Source organism: Nosocomiicoccus massiliensis, assembly GCF_000438455.1.
GTDB classification, from domain to species: Bacteria; Bacillota; Bacilli; order Staphylococcales; family Salinicoccaceae; genus Nosocomiicoccus; species Nosocomiicoccus massiliensis.
In genome coordinates, this window is record NZ_CAVG010000053.1 from 1 (window position 1) to 18,892 (window position 18,892).

Genomic DNA, 18,892 nt, shown 5'->3' on the forward strand with positions numbered 1-18,892 from the left:
GCACCGATATAAAACGGATGTTCTGTAATTTCGATAATCTCTTTATATTTACCATCTTCACTCATTCCACTGAATGTAAGTCCTGCTTCTTTAATATTTTCTTCGTATTCGTTATTGAATTCAAAGCGGTGACGATGACGTTCGCTAATATCTTTAACACCGTATAACTTTGAAGCTAGTGTATCTTCGACTACGACTGAGTCATAGCTTCCAATTCTTAATGAATGTTCACGGTCTAATAGTTCAGCATCTTCACTCATTAAAGTTATGATTGGATCATGTGTTGTTGGATCGATTTCTGTAGAGTTCGCATCTTTCATACCTAAAATGTTTCTCGCCGCTTCAATTGCCATTAACTGCATTCCTAAACTAATTCCAAGTACTGGTTTACCTGTTTCACGTGCGTAACGTAACGTTTCAAGTTTCCCTTCAATACCTTGATCTCCAAATCCTCCTGGAACGACGATTCCGTCTAATCCACCGAGTATTTCATCGACATTTTTATCCGTTACGTCTTTTGCATAAATCCAGTCGATTTCAATTTCTGTTAACTCTTCAAATCCTGCATGGTTTAAAGATTCAACGATTGAAAGATACGCATCTTGAAGTTCGACATACTTACCAACGATACCGATTTTCACTTTTTGATTTAAGTTGCGGATGTTTTCTAATACTTGTACCCAGTCGTCTAAGTTCGCTTCACGTTTACTCTCTAAACCTAATGTTTTAAGGACGATATCATCCATGTTTTGATCTTGTATACTTAACACGATGTTATAAATCGTGTCTTCATCTTTTGCTTCGATGACGTTCTCCACACTGACGTCTGAGAATAATGCGATTTTGTTACGTAAGTCTTCTGTCATTTCATACTCTGTACGTACGACGATCATGTCCGGTTGGATACCTAAACCACGTAATTCTTTAACGCTATGTTGCGTCGGTTTAGTTTTCATTTCGCCTGCTGCTTTAATATATGGTAGTAACGTACAATGAATAAACATGACATTTTCTCTACCGAGTTGTGTTCTTAACTGACGAATTGCTTCAATAAACGGTAATCCTTCGATGTCACCTGTCGTTCCGCCAATTTCAGTAATGACGATTTCAGCATCTGTCGCTTCACCGTTACGTAACATTCTCGATTTAATTTCGTTTGTAATGTGAGGAATGACTTGTACAGTTCCTCCAAAGTAATCTCCGTTACGCTCTTTTCGTAACACTTCTGAATAAATCTTACCTGCTGTAGCGCTTGAGTATTTGTTTACTGTAATGTCGATAAATCGTTCATAGTGTCCTAAATCTAAATCCGTTTCTGCACCATCATCTGTGACAAAAACTTCCCCATGTTGAAACGGGCTCATTTCACCTGGGTCAACGTTTAAGTATGGATCAAACTTTTGGACTGTTACTTTAAATCCACGTGCTTTTAAAATTCTACCGAGTGATGCAGCTGTAATACCTTTACCAAGAGAAGATACAACGCCACCTGTTACAAAAATATACTTAGTCAAGTAAGATTCCTCCTATAAATAAAAAAATCTCCCTCCCAAATGCGCTTGGAAAGGAGCTCGTTCACTGTATCCCTAAAATAAGGGAGCCCAATTAAAATAATAGCACGATTACGGAATTTGTCAATAATTTAATAGTCATCTCCGTCACCGTAATCATCTTCGAGCGTATCGCCTTCATCGATGTTTAAATCCGTAGTGTCGATGTCTTCATCATCAATAGCTTCATCGATATCCTCATCATCTTCTTCGTCGATATCTTCGATGTCTTCATCGTCAAGTTCTTCGTCAAGTTCGTCGAATTCATCAAGATCATTGTCGACGACTTCAAACTTATGAACTGTCGGTGCAATTTTGTCGTTAATGTCGTCCACTGTAAACCATTTTCTAAGACCCCATACACCGTCTTCCGTTGAAACGAAACGACCATCTGTATTTAAATCTGTATAAAATTGTAAAATACGATTTTCGATTTCTTTCTCAGTATATCCACCGATTTCTTGGAATTTGTCGATAATTGAATATAAATCAGTTTCTTTTTCTAAATCATCTAAGTAAATATAAGCCATATCAATAAACGCTTGTTCGTCGATCATTTCTTTTGTAAACTCATCTAATCTCATAATTTGATATCCTTTCATATCATTCATTGCACAATCAAAAGTATATTACATTCAATACTATTATAATGCAAGTATTTTTCATAGTGTAGCATATGATATTTTGAAAATAAAACCCGTAAAAAATTGTGTTTATTTCTTAATGGTTAGGGTAATATTAAACCATTGGACAATAAGGAGGAAATTTTATCGTATCAAATAAAAACACGAATCAACATAAGCGTAAGGGGTTCTCTAAATTAGAACTCGGAACAGTCTTTTGGACTTCAGCGACGATAATCATTGTCGCATCAATTATTGCGATGGTTATCCCTGGAAAATTCCAAGCAGCTTCTGAAGGAGTTTATGAATTTATTTCTCAAAACTTCACTTGGTTCTTCTTACTTCTCGTATTTGGATTTGGTGTGTTACTTATATTCTTAGCACTCTCACCATACGGACGTATTAAGCTCGGTGATGACGATTCTGAGCCTGAATTTGCCTTTTGGCCTTGGATCGGTATGTTATTCTCGAGTGGTCTTGGAGTTGGACTTGTATTCTTCGGAGTTGCTGAACCGATGCAACACTTCGTTGAAGCACCATTTTTAGGTGGCCCAATTCAAGATGCTGAAGCAGCGAGAATTGCAATGGGTTATACGTACTTCCACTGGGGAATTTCACAGTGGTCAATTTTCGGAGTTGCTGGACTTGCGATTGGTTACTTCCAATATCGTAAAAAACGTGACGGGTTAATTTCTACGTCACTCGAACCTATTTTTGGATTTAACTACAGTAAACTCGGTCGTAACTCGATTGATACGCTCGCAATTATCGCGACAATTACAGGGATGGCGACGTCAGTCGGTCTCGGTATTTTACAAATGGATGGTGGGCTAAACCACGCATTTGGATTACCACAAGGCCCTGTCACTCAAATTGTTTTAACGGTACTTATGACAACTGTATTCATCCTATCGACAGTAATCGGTTTAGAAAAAGGGATGAAGTTCTTTAGTACGATGAACATGGTACTTGCATTATTCTTAACAGTATTCATGATTATCTTCGGTCCGTTTAGCTTCATTATGGAATCTATCGTTTTAGGTCTCGGAGATTATTTATCGAATTATGTCAGTTACTCACTACGTGCCGAACCATATAACGCGAGAGATTGGACAAGAGGATGGACAGTATTCTACTGGGCATGGGTAATTGCTTGGAGTCCATTTATCGGTTCATTCGTCGCACGTGTATCACGTGGTCGTACGATTCGTGAATACGTCGCTGGTATTTTAATCGTACCACCGATTTTATCATTCTTATGGGTTGGTGCACTCGGAGGAACTGCGATTTACTCTGACTTATTTAAAAACACAGATATCGCGTCAATCGTTCAACAAGATGAAACACGCGCATTATTTGAGTTATTAAATACGATGCCATTTACGACGTTAACGTCAATCGTTGCGATTTTACTCATCTTCTTATTCTTAGTAACGTCTGCAGACTCTGCGACGTTTATCGTATCTGGAATGAGTCTTGGTGATACTGAAAACCCACCGATACGCATGAAAGTGTTATGGGGAGTATTACTTGGTGTGTTAACAGTCGCACTGATTTTAGCTGGTGGACTGACAAGTTTACAAGCAGCAAGCTTACTCGCTGGTCTACCATTTGCGCTCGTTCTGATCTTGATGATATTTAGTGTTATTAAGAGTATGCGAAGAGAGCCAAACAAAGCACTCGCAAGACGTCGACACAGTGACAACGCAAAAGAAGAACATAAACAATTTTAATAGTTTACAATAATTGCTTAGCACCCATATAATAGTGGGTGCTAAGTTTATTTTATATGGAGGATAACGATGAAAATAGGAATTGATGCAGGTGGTACGTTAACGAAAGTCGTCAAAATGTATGACGATGGTACATATGAGTATAGTAGCCGTCCAACGACTGAAGTAGATATGCTCATTCAAGAGTTAAACGAAGAAGAAGACGTCACACTATACTTAACTGGAGGCGGCAGTGTATACATATCAGAACATGTAAAGCACGAGTCGCATTTACAAATTGAATTCGACGCAGCGTTTACTGGTCTGACATATTTAATGGAGCAACAAAATATCCCTTTAGATCGCTTCGTTTACTTAAATATCGGAACGGGAACGAGTTTTCACGTCGTCGAAAATAATGCTCAGCACCGCGTCGGTGGTACTGGTATCGGTGGTGGTACGTTAATGGGGTTATCACAACTACTTACAGGTTATGAAACGTTTGAGGAAATCGTAGAAACAGCAAAACAAGGAAATCGTGATACGTTAGACTTAAAAGTAAAACATATCTTTAAAGACGGTCCTGTTCCAAAACCGTTAACGCCGGAACTAACTGCAAGTAACTTTGCACGCGTTGAACCACACCATCATACGACTGCTACGGATGCAGATAAACTCGCTTCTGTCATCGGAATGGTCGCTGAAGGTGCGATTTCATTTGGAGTAACGCTCGCTCAAGGATTTAAAACGAACGATTTAGTGCTCATCGGCTCGACGCTAAAAGATAACGACGTTATGCAGTCTGTTATCCATAGTTACGGTTCACTAAAAGGAATAAAACCACACATCATCGAAAACGGTGAATATAGTGGTGCAATCGGTGCGATTTTAGTTACAGAACAATAAGTCGCTTACAGTCATACTCAATAATTTCGAGTGGTACGTTAAAGATATTCGTTAAATTAGATTCTGTGATACATTCTGGTGAAGTCGTAAATACGACTTCACCTTTTTTCATTCCGATTACTTTATCTGCATATTGTAATACGAGCGAGAGATCATGCACGTTCATAATTACGATTTTTTCTTTTGATAATACTTTTATATAGTCAAACATCTCTTTTTTATATTTGACGTCTAGTCCTTCTTCAAGTTCATCGAAGATAAGTATCGGTTTATCTTCTAACACGGCTTGGACAAATACCGCACGCTTAAACTCCCCACCAGAAATATGAGATACGGGCGTGTCTTTTAAATCGTATAAAGAAAAACGTTTCAGTAAATCATCGCTACTTTTTTGACTCGTTAACTCTGCGAAGTCTTTAACTGTCATGTCAGGTCGGTTTAAAAGTTGCGGGATATATGTGATGTGCTCTTTTAAATATAACGGTGCATCGTTAAACGATACATCTCTCTTACTATCCTGATAACCGATTAACCCATTTAAAAGCGTCGTTTTCCCACTACCGTTACCACCGATAATGATATTTAATCCCTGATGAAACAGTAGTTCATTGACATTGAGCTGAAACGTATTAAATTGAACAGATAACTTTTCAATGGATAGCTCCATACGACTCCTACTTTCGTGTAGATTAAATATTTCCCGAGAAATTTCTTATTCTTTATCTTCTGCCATACGTCGTAACTCATCACGCGTCTCTTTTGGTAGTCCTTCGCCATAATCCATCATTCTAACAATATCTTTAAATGCTGCACGTGGAATTTTTAAATCTTCTAACTCGTCAATCTCAAACTGAAGTGTAATATCTGATTCGTGACCTGCTTTTAACTTATTAACGAAATCTGGTTCAGTAATAAATGGACTCGACATTCCGACCATATCGCCAAATTGTAATGCTTCTAGTGCTTTTTCTGGTGTGTTAATACCTCCAGTGACCATAAGTGGGATTTTCCCTTTCACGTGATCATAGACGATCTTATTGACGTACTCTCCCTCATGTTCACCTTGTGCACGGACGGTCGCTTTATAAATGTTTCGACCCCAACTTGCGATTGCTAAATAGTCGAGTGGTCGAATGGCTTCGAGTGCATCGATGAATTGTAAAAACTCTTCAACTGTATAACCGACGTCACTACCCCTTGTTTCTTCAGGTGTCCCTCTAAATCCGAGCATAAAGTCTTTTGGCGCGTGAGTTTCGATAACATCTGTAACAGCTTGATATACTTCTAAACCAAATCTTGAGCGGTCTTCTAACGTTTTACTCCCGTATTCGTCATCTCTTTCATTTGAAAATTTAGAGAAAAACGTTTGGATGAGTAAACGTTGTGCAGCTGATACTTCCACACCATCAAATCCCGCTTCAATTGCGCGCTTTGTTGCCTCACGATAATTATCGATCACCATGTCAATTTTACGCTTAGACATCGGTAGCACTTGGTGTTTCACTGGTACGTTTAACTCCATAAAACTCGGTCCATAAACGACGCCTAAATCTAAAATTGCTTGGTTAGAAAAACGTCCAGCATGTGTGAGTTGTAATATCGCTTTTCCACCAGACTGTTTCATCGCTCGTGCGAGTTTTTTTAATCCTTCAATTTTTTTATCATCTGCAACGCTATACCCGTATTCAAATAGTTGACCATACGGTTCGATATACGCAGCCCCTGTTACGAGAATCGGCGCAGAATTACTGCGTCGTTCGTGATATAAGACGTCTTCAGTCGTTACTTCCCCGTCTTTAGTCGATGAATTTGTAATCATCGGAGACAATACAAAACGGTTATCAATAACATCACCATTCGGCAGTTGAAATGGTTCAAATAGCGGTTCGTATTTTTCGTTCATTTTCTTACCCCTTTAATTGTAAGTTTGTCATTCTAGCATACCATATGCTTTCTTTGACTATAAAATACAGTGCGACTATAATTATATATGCTTCATACATTAATTTTAATTTAAAAGGATTGATCATCATCGTTAAAATAAGCGTCCTTGATTACGCAGTAATCGATGAAGGCAAAGATGCAGTAACTGCAGTGCAAGAAACAATCGAACTTGGTCAACAAGCTGAGGCATTAAATTTCAGTCGCTTCTTCGTCGCAGAACATCACGATGTAAAATCATTTGCAAGCAGTTCACCAGAACTCTTGATGATTAAACTACTCGATGAAACAAACGACATTCAAATTGGTTCAGCTGGCGTTATGTTGCCGCATTACAGTCCGTTAAAAGTTGCAGAAAACTTTCGTATGTTAGAAGCCTTTCATCGTGGACGTGTGAACTTAGGCTTTGGTAATACGTTCGGTACAACTAAAGTACAACGTGCAATGGATACGAAAAAAGCTGATTTTGACTACGAAAATCACATCAACACGTTACAACAACATTTAACTAATGCGTCAAACATTACCGTTCACCCTAAAACTTCTTCAGCGCCTTCTATGTGGATGCTAAGTACGAGTGAACGTTCAGCAAAACTCGCAGCGAAACTTGGTGTTGGCTATATTTTCGGATTATTTCCGTACGCATCTACCGATAAAATACCAACTGGACGACGTGCGATAAAGCAATATAAAGAAATGTTTCAACCGTCAAAAACGAACGAAACACCTGTCACGATTGCAGCAGTTTTCGTCGTCATTTCAGATACGGATGAAAAAGCCGAAACTCTCGCCAATGCTTTAGACGTATGGTTACTCGGTAAAAATAACTTTAACGAGTTCGACTACTTCCCATCTGTAGAAACAGCGAAAGCCTACGATTATACAGATGATGAACTGAAGCGTATGAAAGACAACCGAACACGTATGGTCGTCGGGTCAAAAGAAACGGTAAAAGTGAAGTTAACGGATATTCAAAACGAACTTTCCGCTGATGAATTACTCATCATTCCGCTAATGCCAGGATTTAACAATAGAAAACATGCACTTACGTTAATACATGAGGCATTTAATTTATAAATTCGAAAATTTAGAAAGGATGTTTTTTATGAGAAAAACAGCAAACTACTTATGGATCGATAAAGATGGAGACACTTATACATTAGTGTTAACGCCTGAACTTCAAGACGATATCGGAACAGTTGGTTACGTTCAGTTCAGTAAAGAGGACGTCGTTAAAAAAGACGACTCACTACTTGAATTAGAAGGTTCTAAAACAGTATTAGACTTAATGTCACCACTTGCTGGGACAGTCGTTGAACGAAATACAAAAGCAATCGACACTCCAGAAATTTTAAACGCTTCAGACGCAAACGAAAGCTGGGTTGTTAAACTGACAGACGTCGATGAAGATGCATTTAATGCGTTAGACGACGCACAATAATGTTAGATCGCTTACAATTTTAAATTGTAAGCTTTTTTTCTAGTAAAGAGGGTTTTATGTTATGAGACTAAACGAAGTAAATGATTTAATACATTATTTACAAGATGAACAAAATATCGCGCACACATCTGCAAGAGATTTTGAACATGCATTTACGTTATACCGTGAACTCGTCAACGTGCGTAAGCCGAAGCCTTTACCTGAGAAATATTTACGCATCCAAGATGAGTATTTAAAGTCAATTAACGATACGGTTGTTCATCTTAAAGATTTAGAAGAAGTTGAAAGGCAAATCTATATGTTTAAAGGTGATATAACAACACTCGCTGTTGATGGTATTGTGAATGCAGCAAACGCTGATCTACTCGGCTGCTTTATAAAAGGACACGCGTGTATTGATAATATCATCCACACGAAAGCTGGTGTTCAGCTACGCTATGAATGCCATGAAATTATGGAAGCACAAGGCCGTAAAGAAGCTGTCGGTCGCGCGAAAATAACGGATGCTTACAACTTGCCTTCAAAATACGTATTTCATACAGTTGGTCCGTATATTAAAGGAGACATACCTTCAAAAATGCAGCAAGATTTACTCAAACAATGTTATCTAAGTGTCCTTAAACTTGCAGAACAACATAATTTAGAGAGCGTCGCATTTTGTAGTATTTCCACAGGTGTATTTCGCTTCCCTAAACTACTCGCTGCTGAAATTGCGACAAACACAGTCAAAAATTATTTAGAAGAAACAAACTCTAATTTAAAAGTCATCTTTAACGTATTTTCCGATGAAGATGAAATGATATATCAAAACATATTACGTTAGAAAGGAAATGCTATGTCTACTTGGAACTACAACACACATTCAGACAGTGAAACGCTAGCTTCTCTTATAAAAGATGCAGACGCTGTCGTCGTTGGCGTCGGTGCTGGGATGTCCGCTTCAGACGGCTTTACATACGTCGGTGACCGTTTTAAAAAGAACTTTCCAGATTTTATTGAAAAGTACGGATGGTTCGACATGTTACAAGCGAGTCTTTTTGACTTTCCGACGACCGAAGAATATTGGGCGTTTCAAAGTCGCTTCGTCAAGCTAAATTATATCGATCAACCAGTCGGTAAATCGTATGTGGCACTTAAAGAAATGCTCGAACATACACCATACTTTGTCATTACGACAAACGCCGATAACGCTTTTTATAAAGCAGACTATGATATGCATAAAGTATTTTACTATCAAGGTGAATATGCGTTAATGCAGTGCAGTCAGTTTTGCCATAACGAGACGTACCGAGATGACGAAATGATGTTAAAAATGGTCGAGCAACAACATGATATGAAAGTACCATATGACTTAATTCCATTTTGTCCAAAATGTAACGCAAAGTTAGAAATTAACAAACGTAACGCCGAAAAAGGCATGGTCGAAAGTCCACACTTCTTCGAGCAAAAAGCGCGATACGAAGCGTTTCTTAACGCGCATAAAACTGGAAAAGTCATCTATTTAGAAATCGGTGTCGGCTATACGACGCCGCAGTTTATCAAACATCCGTTTTGGCGATTCACACGTCAAAATAAAGACGCTAAATTTGTTACGATGAACCAAAAATCATACCGAATTCCAGACGATATTAAAGACCAGTCGATCGCGTTAACAGATGATATTCAAACGACAATTGTCAAAGCAAATCACATTTTAAAGGAGCAACAACATGTATCTAATTGAACCATTTCGTAACGGAAAATATGTAGACGACGGTGCATACGCACTCGCAATGCAAGTATATGTCAATGAAAATATATTTTTAGATGAAGGAATTATATTCCCGTATTATTGCCAGCCGAAAATTGAAATCGGTCGTTTCCAAAACGCGCGTGCAGAAGTGAACCAAGACTATTTAGAGGAAAACGGCATTATCGTCGTACGCCGCGACACTGGAGGCGGTGCAGTACTCGTCGATGAAGGTGCAGTAAACGTTTGTTTCTTAATACCTGAAGACAGTGGTATTTATGGCGACTACAAGAAAATGTACGAGCCGGTCATTCAAGCACTTAAAAACCTCGGGGTTCAAAATGTCGAGCAAAGTGGACGAAACGATCTTTTAATCGACGGTAAAAAAGTATCTGGTGCAGCGATGACAAAATCAAACGGACGCGTATACGGTGGATTCTCTCTACTACTAGACATTCACCCAGAACGTATGCTTGAGTCATTAAACCCGAACCAAAAGAAAATTGAATCAAAAGGTATTAAGTCTGTAAGAAGTCGCGTGACGAGCATTCGTGAACATTTAAAACCAGAACTTCAAAACGTTACGACAGATGAATTTAAAGACCTCATCATTAAAGAGCTTCTCAACATTCAATCTGTAGATGATGCAAAGCGTTACGAATTAACAGATGAAGATTGGGAAAAAATCGATGAGCTCGTCGAAAAGAAATATAAAAACTGGGACTGGAACTATGGCAACTCTCCAGATTATAGTTATCAAAGAGATGGTCGTACGACAGCTGGAACGATCGATATCAGTTTAGAAATCGTCGAAGGTCGTATCGACAAATGCCAAATCTACGGTGACTTCTTCGGTCAAGGTCAAATCGCCGACGTCAGCGAGCACTTAATCGGCACAAAAGTAAAAAGAGAAGATTTATTAGATCGATTAGAAGAAATTGATTTAAACTATTACTTCGGTAATTTATCAAAAGAAGAACTGACAGATTTAATTTTAAGTTAATAAAAAACGACCGTAGATAACGACTCATAAGAGTTCGAATCTACGGTCTTTTTATTGGTGAAGGTTCGTCGTTATAGCTTTATTTTACGCAAAACGCATTTGTGTAAACGAGTGTCTCATTACGTTGACAATTACGAGGTTTGCGTCAACGTACGGGCTAACCCTTTTATGCAAATCAGTTTTGTGTTAAAGGATGAAAAACTATTTAACGCAAATCATTTTTACGTAAAAGGACATGTCATTACGTTGACAATTAGACCCACTGTACGCACAAATATAAAAACGACCGTGATTATTCACGGTCGTCTGTCATGTCTTCTACACTCGGACGGTGTTTTTTATATGAAAATAGTAACAGTGTAAATAGAATGAATAGTACTAACAATAATGCAAATATTAGGACGTAACTGAGTGGATTTTCTTGCGTAAATACGCTCGTAATTGAAAATATAACTCCAGCTGTAAATAACGCTCCTACAAATGCATAAATTATAACTTGCCAATTTTTCATTATAATACTAATTCCCCTCATTGTTCGTACGTTCACTGTAACATGACTACTACTTCATTTAACAGCCATTTTTGACTAATTCGTTACATTTCTACTCTTTCCATAAATGACTGATTGATTGGAATCGCTCGACAACTTCATCTAACTCTTCATCTGCAATTGCGAGTGATACACGAATTCGGTTTTCACCGAGTGATCCGAATGGGAATCCTGGAATGACCATAATCGACTGTTCTTCTAATAGATATTCAAAGAACGACTCACTATTAAATCCTTTTGGTACTTCGACCCATCCAAACATACCACCGTCGATATCATTTAAAGGGATACCGACTTCACGAAGTCCGGATACGAATTTGTCACGGCGACGTTTAAATATTTCGTTTTGTTTTAATAAGAATTCATCGGATTCGTTTAACGCTGTTGCGGCAGCTTCTTGTTGAACGCCCCACATTCCTGCATGTGCAAACGATTGATATAAGTTCAGCGCGCCGACCATGTCTTTATTACCGACCGCAAAGCCTACGCGGAATCCAGACATGTTAAATGCTTTTGATAATGAGAAAAATTCCATCGACGTTTCAAAGTTTTTGTCACTTTCAAGTATACTCGGTGGCTTTCCTTCAAATCCGAATGCAGCATACGCGAAATCGTTGATCAGCATAATGTCCGTATCTTTAAATCTTTCGACTGTTTCATCGAAAAATTCTTTTGTCGCAACTGCACCGACTGGGTTTGATGGGTAGTTTAAAATGATTAAACGTGCGTTCTCTAATTCTTTTTCATCTAAATTATCAAAGTCCGGTAAAAAATCATTTTCTTTTAATAACGGTAAATCATATACTTCACCGTTCGCAAGCTTTACTCCTGGTAAGTAATCGATATACCCTGGATTTGGAATATATACCCCTTCTCCTGGCTCGATAAAGAGACTTGGGAAGTTAATGATTGCATTTTTTGAACCGTATAACAGTGCGATGTTTTCATCTTCTAACTCGACATCGTAATGTCTTTTATAAAAGTCTTTAATAGCTTGCATTAAGTTTTCGCGAACGTTAACACCTGCGTATTTGTGGTTTTGAATGTCGTCTATCGTTTCCTTCACGTTTTCTAGTACGTGATCTGGCGTACGACCATCCGGTACACCGATTGACATATTGAGTAATGGTTTGTCGCTCAGCTTAATCTTTTCTAGACGCTTACGTAGAGACATAAAGAAGTCTCCTTCTAACTGCATTAAACGTTTGTTTGCCATTTGTTAATCATCCTCCGGTTTGTCAAAACCTTTGAACTCCTCGTCGATCACTTTGTTGAATCCTTCCGATTGTACAGCTTTTATTAAATCTTCACGAATCTTATCTGATGCAAGGTCATCGTTAACGACGATTCTATTTCTAAAGTATTCTGACATATTTTCTAATATAAGTGCATCTTCTAACTTCATGTTACTCGCTAAAGCAAAGTTCCCTGGTACGAGTGATAAACCAATTTGATCCACACTTCTCGGAAGTTGCCCCGCATCTTGATAAACAAACTTGAGGTTCATCTTATTACTTATAATATCATTTTCTGTGATATCAAACATATCATAACCCTCTTTTAGTTCGATTAACCCCGAATCTTCTAACACCATAAATGCACGACTCATGTTTACAGGGTCTGGTGGTAACGCGACTTCGCTACCATTTTCTATATCGTCTAACGACTTATATTTACCAGAATATAACCCCATCGGTGCAGTTGGCACTTGTATTAAATCAATTAAATTCTCATCGTTTTTCTCATTATAATTATTCATAAACGTAATATTTTGAAACAGGTTTGCATCTATATCGCCATTCGCGAGTGCTGTATTTGGTTGAATCCAGTCGGAGTACTCGACGACTCTCACCGTATACCCCATCTCTTCTAATTCTGGTCGTATCGCTTTTTCGACCATATCTGTAAATGGTCCACTCGTCGCACCGATTGTAATTACTTCACCTTGTTTGTCGCTCAATAAATAAGATGAAATACCGATGACGACTAAACATCCTGCTAAAAATGTTATAATTCCACGCATAGTTTTACCCCTCTCTCTGACTTAAAAAGTCACCAATCCATTGAACGAGTTGTACGATAACGATTAATAATACGACAGTGATTAACATGACGAACGTATCGTATCTGTAATATCCGTAGCGGATTGCGAGGTCACCTATACCTCCACCACCGACAACTCCAGCTGTCGCACTAAATGCAATGATTGAAATAATCGTTAACGTAATCGCTTGAGTTAAACTTCGTTTTGATTCTGGTATTAACACGTCAAAAATAATCTGTGACAACGGTGCGCCTCCAGCGATACACGCTTCAATGACACCTTTATCGATACTATGAAAACTTGACTCTGCAAGTCTCGCAAATAACGGAATCGCTGCGATACTTAACGCAACTGACGCGAATACTGGTCCGTGTGACGCATTTACAAGCCACGTTGCAAACGGCATAATTGCTACGATTAAAATGATAAACGGAAAACTACGAATCACGTTCACAATAAACCCGAGTATGACGTTTAGCGACTTCACTTTAAATAACTGACGTTCGCTCGTTATGAAAAGTAGAATTCCGAGTGGTAAACCGATTAATACCGCAAAGAATATTGAAATAGACACCATTAACACCGTCTCTAAAAATGAGCGGTACAGTAGCGGTAGTATAATATCTAACTTATCCATAAATTTCAGCCCTCTCTAATCCGATTATGTCATCGATATGTTTAAAAAACCTTCCGATTTCCGCTTCGTCACCACTCACTTGTAGCATAAGTAAACCGAGTGGATCTCCGTTAATGTATTCGATGCGACCGTTTAAAATACTAATGTTTAAATCAAATAGTTTATACAGCTGATTTAAATGGTTTTCTTCTGCTGTATCTTTTGCGAATTTTAACGTAATGATTCGGTTTTCATTTGTTGTCTTAATATGCGGTGGCACTTGGAAGTTATAAATTTCTTGAACGAAACCTTTCGTCACTTCATGTGTTGGATTACTGAATATGTTATAAACATCGTCTACTTCAATAATTTCTCCATTTGACATAACCCCAACGCGGTGGGCAATTTCTTTTATGACTTCCATTTCATGCGTGATTAAAACAATCGTGAGACCGAGTGTTTTATTAATCTCTTTTAATAATTTTAAAATTTCTTTTGTAATCTCAGGGTCTAACGCACTCGTCGCTTCGTCACATAGTAGCACTTCTGGATCGTTTGCGAGTGCACGTGCAATACCGACACGCTGTTTTTGTCCCCCGCTTAAATTTTTAGGTAACGCATCTTTTTTATCTGAAAGTCCAACGAGTGTTAACAACTCATCTACACGCGCATCCATTCTTTCTTTCGGATATTTCGCTGCTTTTAAAACAAACTTAATGTTCTCAGCTACTGTTTTACTATTAATTAAATTAAAATGCTGAAACACCATTCCAATCTTTTGACGTTTAACGCGTAGTTTATCTTTAGAAAGTTTTGTTAAATTATCATCACCGACAATAACGTCACCCGTTGTCGGCACTTCAAGTAAGTTAATAAGACGTAACAGCGTACTTTTACCTGCGCCACTAAAGCCGATTAACCCAAAAATCTCACCTGAATGAATCGACAAATCTGTCGTCTTAACCGCTTCAACAGACTTACCTTTCACATCGTAAGTCTTACTAACGCCCTTCAATTCAATATGACTCATGGAAACTCCTCCTCAAAATAAAAAACCATTTACTAAAATAAGCAAATGGTTTGTAATGATATCTGTCAAGCATCTGCTCGTTGGAATTAGCACAGTACTTAAAAAGCCCGCTGCTGAACTGTCACTGGGCCAAATCCCTCGAGTTCTCTGGATATTTAATATTCAATTAAAACAATCGTATACCACATAGAGCTATTTGACAACCCTTTTTCGAAATTGTTAGAAAACTCCTACTTCACCTATTTTGACATGGTTGATTAGAGTTATTTAAACTCCGCACCTTTAGGATCTCCCCAAACTATTTCTTTACTCCGAATGCCGTCATCATTCCAATCTTTAAACAACTCATGAATAGAACTCGGAATCTCGATTGATGTAATATTCTCTTTAGAATGAACCACAGTTTTATCTACTAATCTTGTTGATTCATATTTAAATCTCTTCATAGAAGTCATCTCCTACTAATATGTGTATTTAGCAATTGTTCTCTCTACTTCACCCATTTGGACATGTAAATGAGGTCTGTGTAGCTGTCGTCGTTTAGTTTGACTTGATCTTTTAGTGTTGCTTCACTTTCAAATCCAAATCGTTCGTATAGTTTGATCGCGCCGTCGTTGTTTCCAAATACTGTGAGGATTAATTTTTCTATATTTTCGTTTTCTGTCGCGAAATCGACGACTTCTTGAATGAGTTTGCTCCCGATACCGTGTCCTGCATATTTATGTTGAACACTAATTCCAAATTGTGCGATGTGACGGAATTTATGGCGCTTGTCGTGGAACATATTGATGATTCCAATGACCGTGTCGCCATCTAATGCGACGAGTTTTAAGTCGTTTTCACCGATGTTTTTTATTTTGTTAATTTGATCTTCTAAGTCTGGTTCCTGATTTTCTATCGCTGTTGCGAGTGTATCTGGATTTTCTTTTGTTACTTTTATTTTATGTTCAATGATTGACTCTGCGTCTTCAATTTTTGGTTTTCGTATTTCTAAATTCATCGTATCCCATCCTTTTTAATGCTATATCTATAGTAACATTTATACTTCCTACTCTCACTTTGTCTGTTTATCAGTTAAATAGACAAGCTCTCGTATATTTGTAACAATGAAGTTGATTACTGATTATTTAAGGAGGATTTTTAGATGAAACATCTTTCTAACGAACATTATTTTTATCACATGTCTAAAGATAACGAACCGAAGTTAACTGTAGATGTTGGTGATACTGTTAAAATTGACACACTCGACTGTTTTACGAATCAAATTCAAGATGAAGATTACGCATTTGACGCACTCGATTGGGATAAAATGAACCCTGCAACTGGACCGATTTACGTCAATGGGATTCAAGCTGGGGACGTTTTAAAAGTTACGATTCAGGATATTGAAATAGGTAATAAAGGTGTCATGGTGACAGTACCTGATGCTGGTGTGATGGGTAAATATTTACACGAACCGACGATTAAAGTGCTCGATATTAAAGATGATACAGTCCTCTTTAACGACATTGAAATTCCAATTAACAAAATGGTTGGAGTAATCGGTGTCGCACCAAAAGATGAAGCAATTAACAACGGCACACCAGGTACGCACGGCGGTAACATGGACTCTGTGAAAGTTACAACTGGTGCGACGCTTTACTTACCGGTCTATCACGACGGTGCATTATTTGGCCTAGGAGATTTACACGGTGCAATGGGTGACGGAGAAATTTCAGTTTCAGGTCTTGAAGTTGAAGGATCAGTGACAGTGACTTTAGAAAAAGCCGAAAACGTGCAAACTGAACATCCAATTTTAGTAAACGATGAAGGTATTTATCAATTTGTATCTCATGAAAGTTTGGACGAGGCAGTAAACCGTTCGGTTCAAGTCATGATTCAAAATATATTAGAACCAAGAACGACATTAACACTACCTGAACTAACGATGTTAATGAGTTTAGTCGGTCAAACAGAAATCAACCAAGTCGTAGACCCGTTAAAAACTGCACGTTTCTTCGTACCGCAATACGTGTTAGACAAATTAAACATCGAATTAAAATAATAGGAGGCTTTCAATATGAAGGCAGTCGCAATTGATTTAGACGGTACCGCTCTAACGAATGACGGTAAATTTAGCAAACGATTAGAACAAGCCATTCACAACATGTACGAGAAAGGTATACTCATTTTTATCGCAACAGGCCGTTCAATGAAATCATTATCGTCCAAGCTACCAAAAGATTTACCGGTCGACGGGTACGTCGCAGCAAGTGGCGTTGTCGTTGTAGCTAACGGTCAAGTGCTAAGAAGTTCGACATTTAAAAAAGAAACGATTGAAGAAGTCATCTCTATTGCTAGAGAACAAAGCGTCTATTACGAAGTCAATACGACAAATGACGGTCCATTTACATTTGTACAAGATAAAGAATACGCGTTAGAAGACTTACTTCATCCACCAGAAGAAGATGTACTCGCGTACGAAACCATCGGTGCAAGCCGAAGCATTAAAGACAGTAAGCAGTGGGTAGAATCGATTGATCTAACAGACGTGATTAAGTTGTATTTCTTTAGTAATTATAAAGAAAAAATCAAGAAATTTTATAATACGCTCGACCAAAATTCAGAGAACAATACAAAATATGCACTCTATCAAACTGCGGTGCATAACTCTGAAATCATGGTGCCAGGTGTTGATAAAGGTACAGGCCTCACGGTACTTGCTGAACACTTTAATATTAATTTATCTGACATTCACGTATTCGGAGATAGCATGAACGATATCCCAATGTTTAAAGTTGCAGGGAAATCTGTCGCAATGAAACATGCGATTGAAAATCTAAAAGCACTAAGTGATGACAAAACAGAATTCACAAACGACGAAGATGGTCTCGCACAATATTTCGAAACGCATTATCTATAATGCGTTTCTTTTTTATACATAAAAAAACAGCCCGAGGGCTGTTTTATTTAATTTCATCTGGCACTTCAATCCCATCAATTTCATTAAACGAATCGAATATACTTTCACCTTTAAGGTTTACAGTACCTTCTTCATCTTCAATCGCAATATTAAATGCTAAAGAGCGAATAAAATAATCTTCGTCGACAACAAACTCTAATTCGATATCGTGATTCGATACATCGATTTCTCCTAAGTTCATGTGTAGTAGTTTCTCTATCGCATGATATATATTTTGGTTTTTACCTTTAAATTTATATACATAATTACCGTCGACTTCTTCTCTTTCAAGCTCATCTTTAACGGTCATTAACGTATTCACAACTTTTTGATACGTGACTCTAAATAGCGCACCCTCGTCGATAGAATCTGTAATTTCTACCCACTCTTCGTCGTTATTAAAGTACGTACGACCATCTTTAGAGATCGTTCTTAAAACGTCAGAAGACTTTAACGCAATTTCAGGCGGGTTTCCATCCACATATTCGACTTCGACGTTCATTGCCTCTTCAACTTCACCGTCTAACTCTGCATCAACTTCTAACGATGTATGATACGAATCGATGTCACTCGATTTGTCGACGACTTTTTGTAACGTCTCGTCATCTATTTTAACTTCTTCAGTTACCTCTTCGTTCTCAGCAGTTGTTGTCGTCTCTTCTTCGACGACTTCTTTCTCTTCCTTTTCGTCATTTGAACATGCGCTGAGTACTAATAGTGAACTTAAACCTAAACCGATAAAACGTGCTAATCTCATTTTGTAATTCCTCCGATACACTCTCTATTTCGATGATACCATGACATTT

At 38.0% G+C, this 18,892-nt stretch carries 21 protein-coding genes and 1 riboswitch; of the genes, 9 read left to right on the top strand and 12 right to left on the bottom strand.

The window, feature by feature from the left end; genetic code table 11:
• A partial coding sequence (locus TJ68_RS02445; RefSeq protein WP_040928547.1) for a CTP synthase occupies positions 1 to 1,514 on the bottom strand: 1,514 nt, incomplete at its 3' end.
• Between the two features lie 128 nt (positions 1,515 to 1,642).
• On the bottom strand, positions 1,643 to 2,161 hold the full coding sequence (rpoE, locus tag TJ68_RS02450) for a DNA-directed RNA polymerase subunit delta (RefSeq protein ID WP_238316013.1): 519 nt from the start codon (positions 2,159 to 2,161) through the stop codon (positions 1,643 to 1,645).
• 158 nt (positions 2,162 to 2,319) lie between these two features.
• Between rpoE and TJ68_RS02455 the strand changes: the two genes are divergently transcribed.
• Positions 2,320 to 3,906 (top strand): BCCT family transporter, encoded by a 1,587-nt coding sequence (locus TJ68_RS02455; RefSeq protein WP_052327260.1) that lies wholly within the window; start codon positions 2,320 to 2,322, stop codon positions 3,904 to 3,906.
• A 69-nt stretch (positions 3,907 to 3,975) separates the two neighbouring features.
• Positions 3,976 to 4,791: a type II pantothenate kinase gene (gene coaW, locus TJ68_RS02460; protein WP_040928549.1), complete on the top strand. Its 816-nt coding sequence runs from the start codon at positions 3,976 to 3,978 to the stop codon at positions 4,789 to 4,791.
• On the opposite strand, the gene TJ68_RS02465 is transcribed toward coaW, so the two are convergent.
• On the bottom strand, positions 4,778 to 5,458 hold the full coding sequence (locus tag TJ68_RS02465; RefSeq protein ID WP_040928550.1) for an ATP-binding cassette domain-containing protein: 681 nt from the start codon (positions 5,456 to 5,458) through the stop codon (positions 4,778 to 4,780). The genes coaW and TJ68_RS02465 overlap by 14 nt on opposite strands.
• A gap of 45 nt (positions 5,459 to 5,503) precedes the next feature.
• Positions 5,504 to 6,694 (bottom strand): NADH-dependent flavin oxidoreductase, encoded by a 1,191-nt coding sequence (locus TJ68_RS02470; protein WP_040928551.1) that lies wholly within the window; start codon positions 6,692 to 6,694, stop codon positions 5,504 to 5,506.
• A gap of 53 nt (positions 6,695 to 6,747) precedes the next feature.
• On the opposite strand from TJ68_RS02470, the gene TJ68_RS02475 reads away from it, so the two are divergent.
• From TJ68_RS02475 to TJ68_RS02495, 5 genes are all read left to right on the top strand, one after another.
• Positions 6,748 to 7,809: an MsnO8 family LLM class oxidoreductase gene (locus tag TJ68_RS02475; protein ID WP_222859702.1), complete on the top strand. Its 1,062-nt coding sequence runs from the start codon at positions 6,748 to 6,750 to the stop codon at positions 7,807 to 7,809.
• 28 nt (positions 7,810 to 7,837) lie between these two features.
• A complete protein-coding gene (locus TJ68_RS02480) occupies positions 7,838 to 8,173 on the top strand; it encodes a glycine cleavage system H family protein (protein ID WP_040928552.1) in 336 nt (111 codons plus the stop codon).
• Between the two features lie 61 nt (positions 8,174 to 8,234).
• Positions 8,235 to 8,996 (top strand): protein-ADP-ribose hydrolase, encoded by a 762-nt coding sequence (locus tag TJ68_RS02485; protein ID WP_040928553.1) that lies wholly within the window; start codon positions 8,235 to 8,237, stop codon positions 8,994 to 8,996.
• Positions 8,997 to 9,008: 12 nt separating this feature from the next.
• Positions 9,009 to 9,896, top strand: coding sequence for an SIR2 family NAD-dependent protein deacylase (locus TJ68_RS02490; protein ID WP_040928554.1), 888 nt, complete (start codon positions 9,009 to 9,011; stop codon positions 9,894 to 9,896).
• Positions 9,883 to 10,905 (top strand): lipoate--protein ligase, encoded by a 1,023-nt coding sequence (locus tag TJ68_RS02495; RefSeq protein WP_040928555.1) that lies wholly within the window; start codon positions 9,883 to 9,885, stop codon positions 10,903 to 10,905. Before TJ68_RS02490 ends, TJ68_RS02495 begins: the two co-directional genes overlap by 14 nt.
• A gap of 292 nt (positions 10,906 to 11,197) precedes the next feature.
• Here the strand turns inward: TJ68_RS02495 and TJ68_RS02500 are convergent, their stop codons facing one another.
• The 7 genes from TJ68_RS02500 to TJ68_RS02530 form a co-directional block, all read right to left on the bottom strand.
• Entirely contained in the window at positions 11,198 to 11,416 is a 219-nt protein-coding gene (locus tag TJ68_RS02500) for a hypothetical protein (protein WP_040928556.1), read from the bottom strand.
• A gap of 91 nt (positions 11,417 to 11,507) precedes the next feature.
• Positions 11,508 to 12,671 (bottom strand): aminotransferase class I/II-fold pyridoxal phosphate-dependent enzyme, encoded by a 1,164-nt coding sequence (locus TJ68_RS02505; RefSeq protein WP_040928557.1) that lies wholly within the window; start codon positions 12,669 to 12,671, stop codon positions 11,508 to 11,510.
• Positions 12,672 to 12,674: 3 nt separating this feature from the next.
• Positions 12,675 to 13,478 (bottom strand): MetQ/NlpA family ABC transporter substrate-binding protein, encoded by an 804-nt coding sequence (locus TJ68_RS02510; RefSeq protein ID WP_040928558.1) that lies wholly within the window; start codon positions 13,476 to 13,478, stop codon positions 12,675 to 12,677.
• Positions 13,479 to 13,482: 4 nt separating this feature from the next.
• A complete protein-coding gene (locus TJ68_RS02515; RefSeq protein WP_040928560.1) occupies positions 13,483 to 14,136 on the bottom strand; it encodes a methionine ABC transporter permease in 654 nt (217 codons plus the stop codon).
• Positions 14,129 to 15,145, bottom strand: a complete 1,017-nt coding sequence (locus tag TJ68_RS02520; protein ID WP_040928561.1) for a methionine ABC transporter ATP-binding protein — start codon at positions 15,143 to 15,145, stop codon at positions 14,129 to 14,131. The genes TJ68_RS02515 and TJ68_RS02520 overlap by 8 nt, the downstream gene beginning before the upstream one ends.
• A gap of 55 nt (positions 15,146 to 15,200) precedes the next feature.
• Positions 15,201 to 15,303, bottom strand: a riboswitch (SAM riboswitch).
• Between the two features lie 105 nt (positions 15,304 to 15,408).
• Positions 15,409 to 15,591 (bottom strand): hypothetical protein, encoded by a 183-nt coding sequence (locus TJ68_RS02525; RefSeq protein WP_040928562.1) that lies wholly within the window; start codon positions 15,589 to 15,591, stop codon positions 15,409 to 15,411.
• Positions 15,592 to 15,635: 44 nt separating this feature from the next.
• Entirely contained in the window at positions 15,636 to 16,145 is a 510-nt protein-coding gene (locus tag TJ68_RS02530; RefSeq protein ID WP_052327261.1) for a GNAT family N-acetyltransferase, read from the bottom strand.
• A gap of 144 nt (positions 16,146 to 16,289) precedes the next feature.
• Here TJ68_RS02530 and TJ68_RS02535 point away from each other — a divergent pair, with 144 nt between their 5' ends.
• Positions 16,290 to 17,189 carry an acetamidase/formamidase family protein gene (locus tag TJ68_RS02535; RefSeq protein WP_040928563.1) on the top strand — a complete coding sequence of 300 codons (900 nt, stop codon included), beginning with the start codon at positions 16,290 to 16,292 and terminating at the stop codon, positions 17,187 to 17,189.
• A gap of 15 nt (positions 17,190 to 17,204) precedes the next feature.
• Complete coding sequence (locus TJ68_RS02540; RefSeq protein ID WP_040928564.1) at positions 17,205 to 18,047, top strand: HAD family hydrolase; 843 nt, start codon at positions 17,205 to 17,207, stop codon at positions 18,045 to 18,047.
• Positions 18,048 to 18,090: 43 nt separating this feature from the next.
• On the opposite strand, the gene TJ68_RS02545 is transcribed toward TJ68_RS02540, so the two are convergent.
• Positions 18,091 to 18,843: a DUF6612 family protein gene (locus tag TJ68_RS02545; protein ID WP_040928565.1), complete on the bottom strand. Its 753-nt coding sequence runs from the start codon at positions 18,841 to 18,843 to the stop codon at positions 18,091 to 18,093.
• Positions 18,844 to 18,892: the final 49 nt, after the last annotated feature.

What these genes read in the sequence shown, in the direction of transcription:
- TJ68_RS02530 (WP_052327261.1), bottom strand. Translation starts at nt 16,145, where the DNA reads ATGAATTTAGAAATACGAAAACCAAAAATTGAAGACGCAGAGTCAATC.
- TJ68_RS02545 (WP_040928565.1), bottom strand. Translation starts at nt 18,843, where the DNA reads ATGAGATTAGCACGTTTTATCGGTTTAGGTTTAAGTTCACTATTAGTA.
- TJ68_RS02535 (WP_040928563.1), top strand. Translation starts at nt 16,290, where the DNA reads ATGAAACATCTTTCTAACGAACATTATTTTTATCACATGTCTAAAGAT.
- TJ68_RS02495 (WP_040928555.1), top strand. Translation starts at nt 9,883, where the DNA reads ATGTATCTAATTGAACCATTTCGTAACGGAAAATATGTAGACGACGGT.
- TJ68_RS02505 (WP_040928557.1), bottom strand. Translation starts at nt 12,671, where the DNA reads ATGGCAAACAAACGTTTAATGCAGTTAGAAGGAGACTTCTTTATGTCT.
- TJ68_RS02515 (WP_040928560.1), bottom strand. Translation starts at nt 14,136, where the DNA reads ATGGATAAGTTAGATATTATACTACCGCTACTGTACCGCTCATTTTTA.
- TJ68_RS02490 (WP_040928554.1), top strand. Translation starts at nt 9,009, where the DNA reads ATGTCTACTTGGAACTACAACACACATTCAGACAGTGAAACGCTAGCT.
- rpoE (WP_238316013.1), bottom strand. Translation starts at nt 2,161, where the DNA reads ATGAATGATATGAAAGGATATCAAATTATGAGATTAGATGAGTTTACA.
- TJ68_RS02480 (WP_040928552.1), top strand. Translation starts at nt 7,838, where the DNA reads ATGAGAAAAACAGCAAACTACTTATGGATCGATAAAGATGGAGACACT.
- TJ68_RS02465 (WP_040928550.1), bottom strand. Translation starts at nt 5,458, where the DNA reads ATGGAGCTATCCATTGAAAAGTTATCTGTTCAATTTAATACGTTTCAG.
- TJ68_RS02510 (WP_040928558.1), bottom strand. Translation starts at nt 13,478, where the DNA reads ATGCGTGGAATTATAACATTTTTAGCAGGATGTTTAGTCGTCATCGGT.
- TJ68_RS02470 (WP_040928551.1), bottom strand. Translation starts at nt 6,694, where the DNA reads ATGAACGAAAAATACGAACCGCTATTTGAACCATTTCAACTGCCGAAT.
- TJ68_RS02520 (WP_040928561.1), bottom strand. Translation starts at nt 15,145, where the DNA reads ATGAGTCATATTGAATTGAAGGGCGTTAGTAAGACTTACGATGTGAAA.
- TJ68_RS02500 (WP_040928556.1), bottom strand. Translation starts at nt 11,416, where the DNA reads ATGAAAAATTGGCAAGTTATAATTTATGCATTTGTAGGAGCGTTATTT.
- coaW (WP_040928549.1), top strand. Translation starts at nt 3,976, where the DNA reads ATGAAAATAGGAATTGATGCAGGTGGTACGTTAACGAAAGTCGTCAAA.
- TJ68_RS02540 (WP_040928564.1), top strand. Translation starts at nt 17,205, where the DNA reads ATGAAGGCAGTCGCAATTGATTTAGACGGTACCGCTCTAACGAATGAC.
- TJ68_RS02485 (WP_040928553.1), top strand. Translation starts at nt 8,235, where the DNA reads ATGAGACTAAACGAAGTAAATGATTTAATACATTATTTACAAGATGAA.
- TJ68_RS02525 (WP_040928562.1), bottom strand. Translation starts at nt 15,591, where the DNA reads ATGAAGAGATTTAAATATGAATCAACAAGATTAGTAGATAAAACTGTG.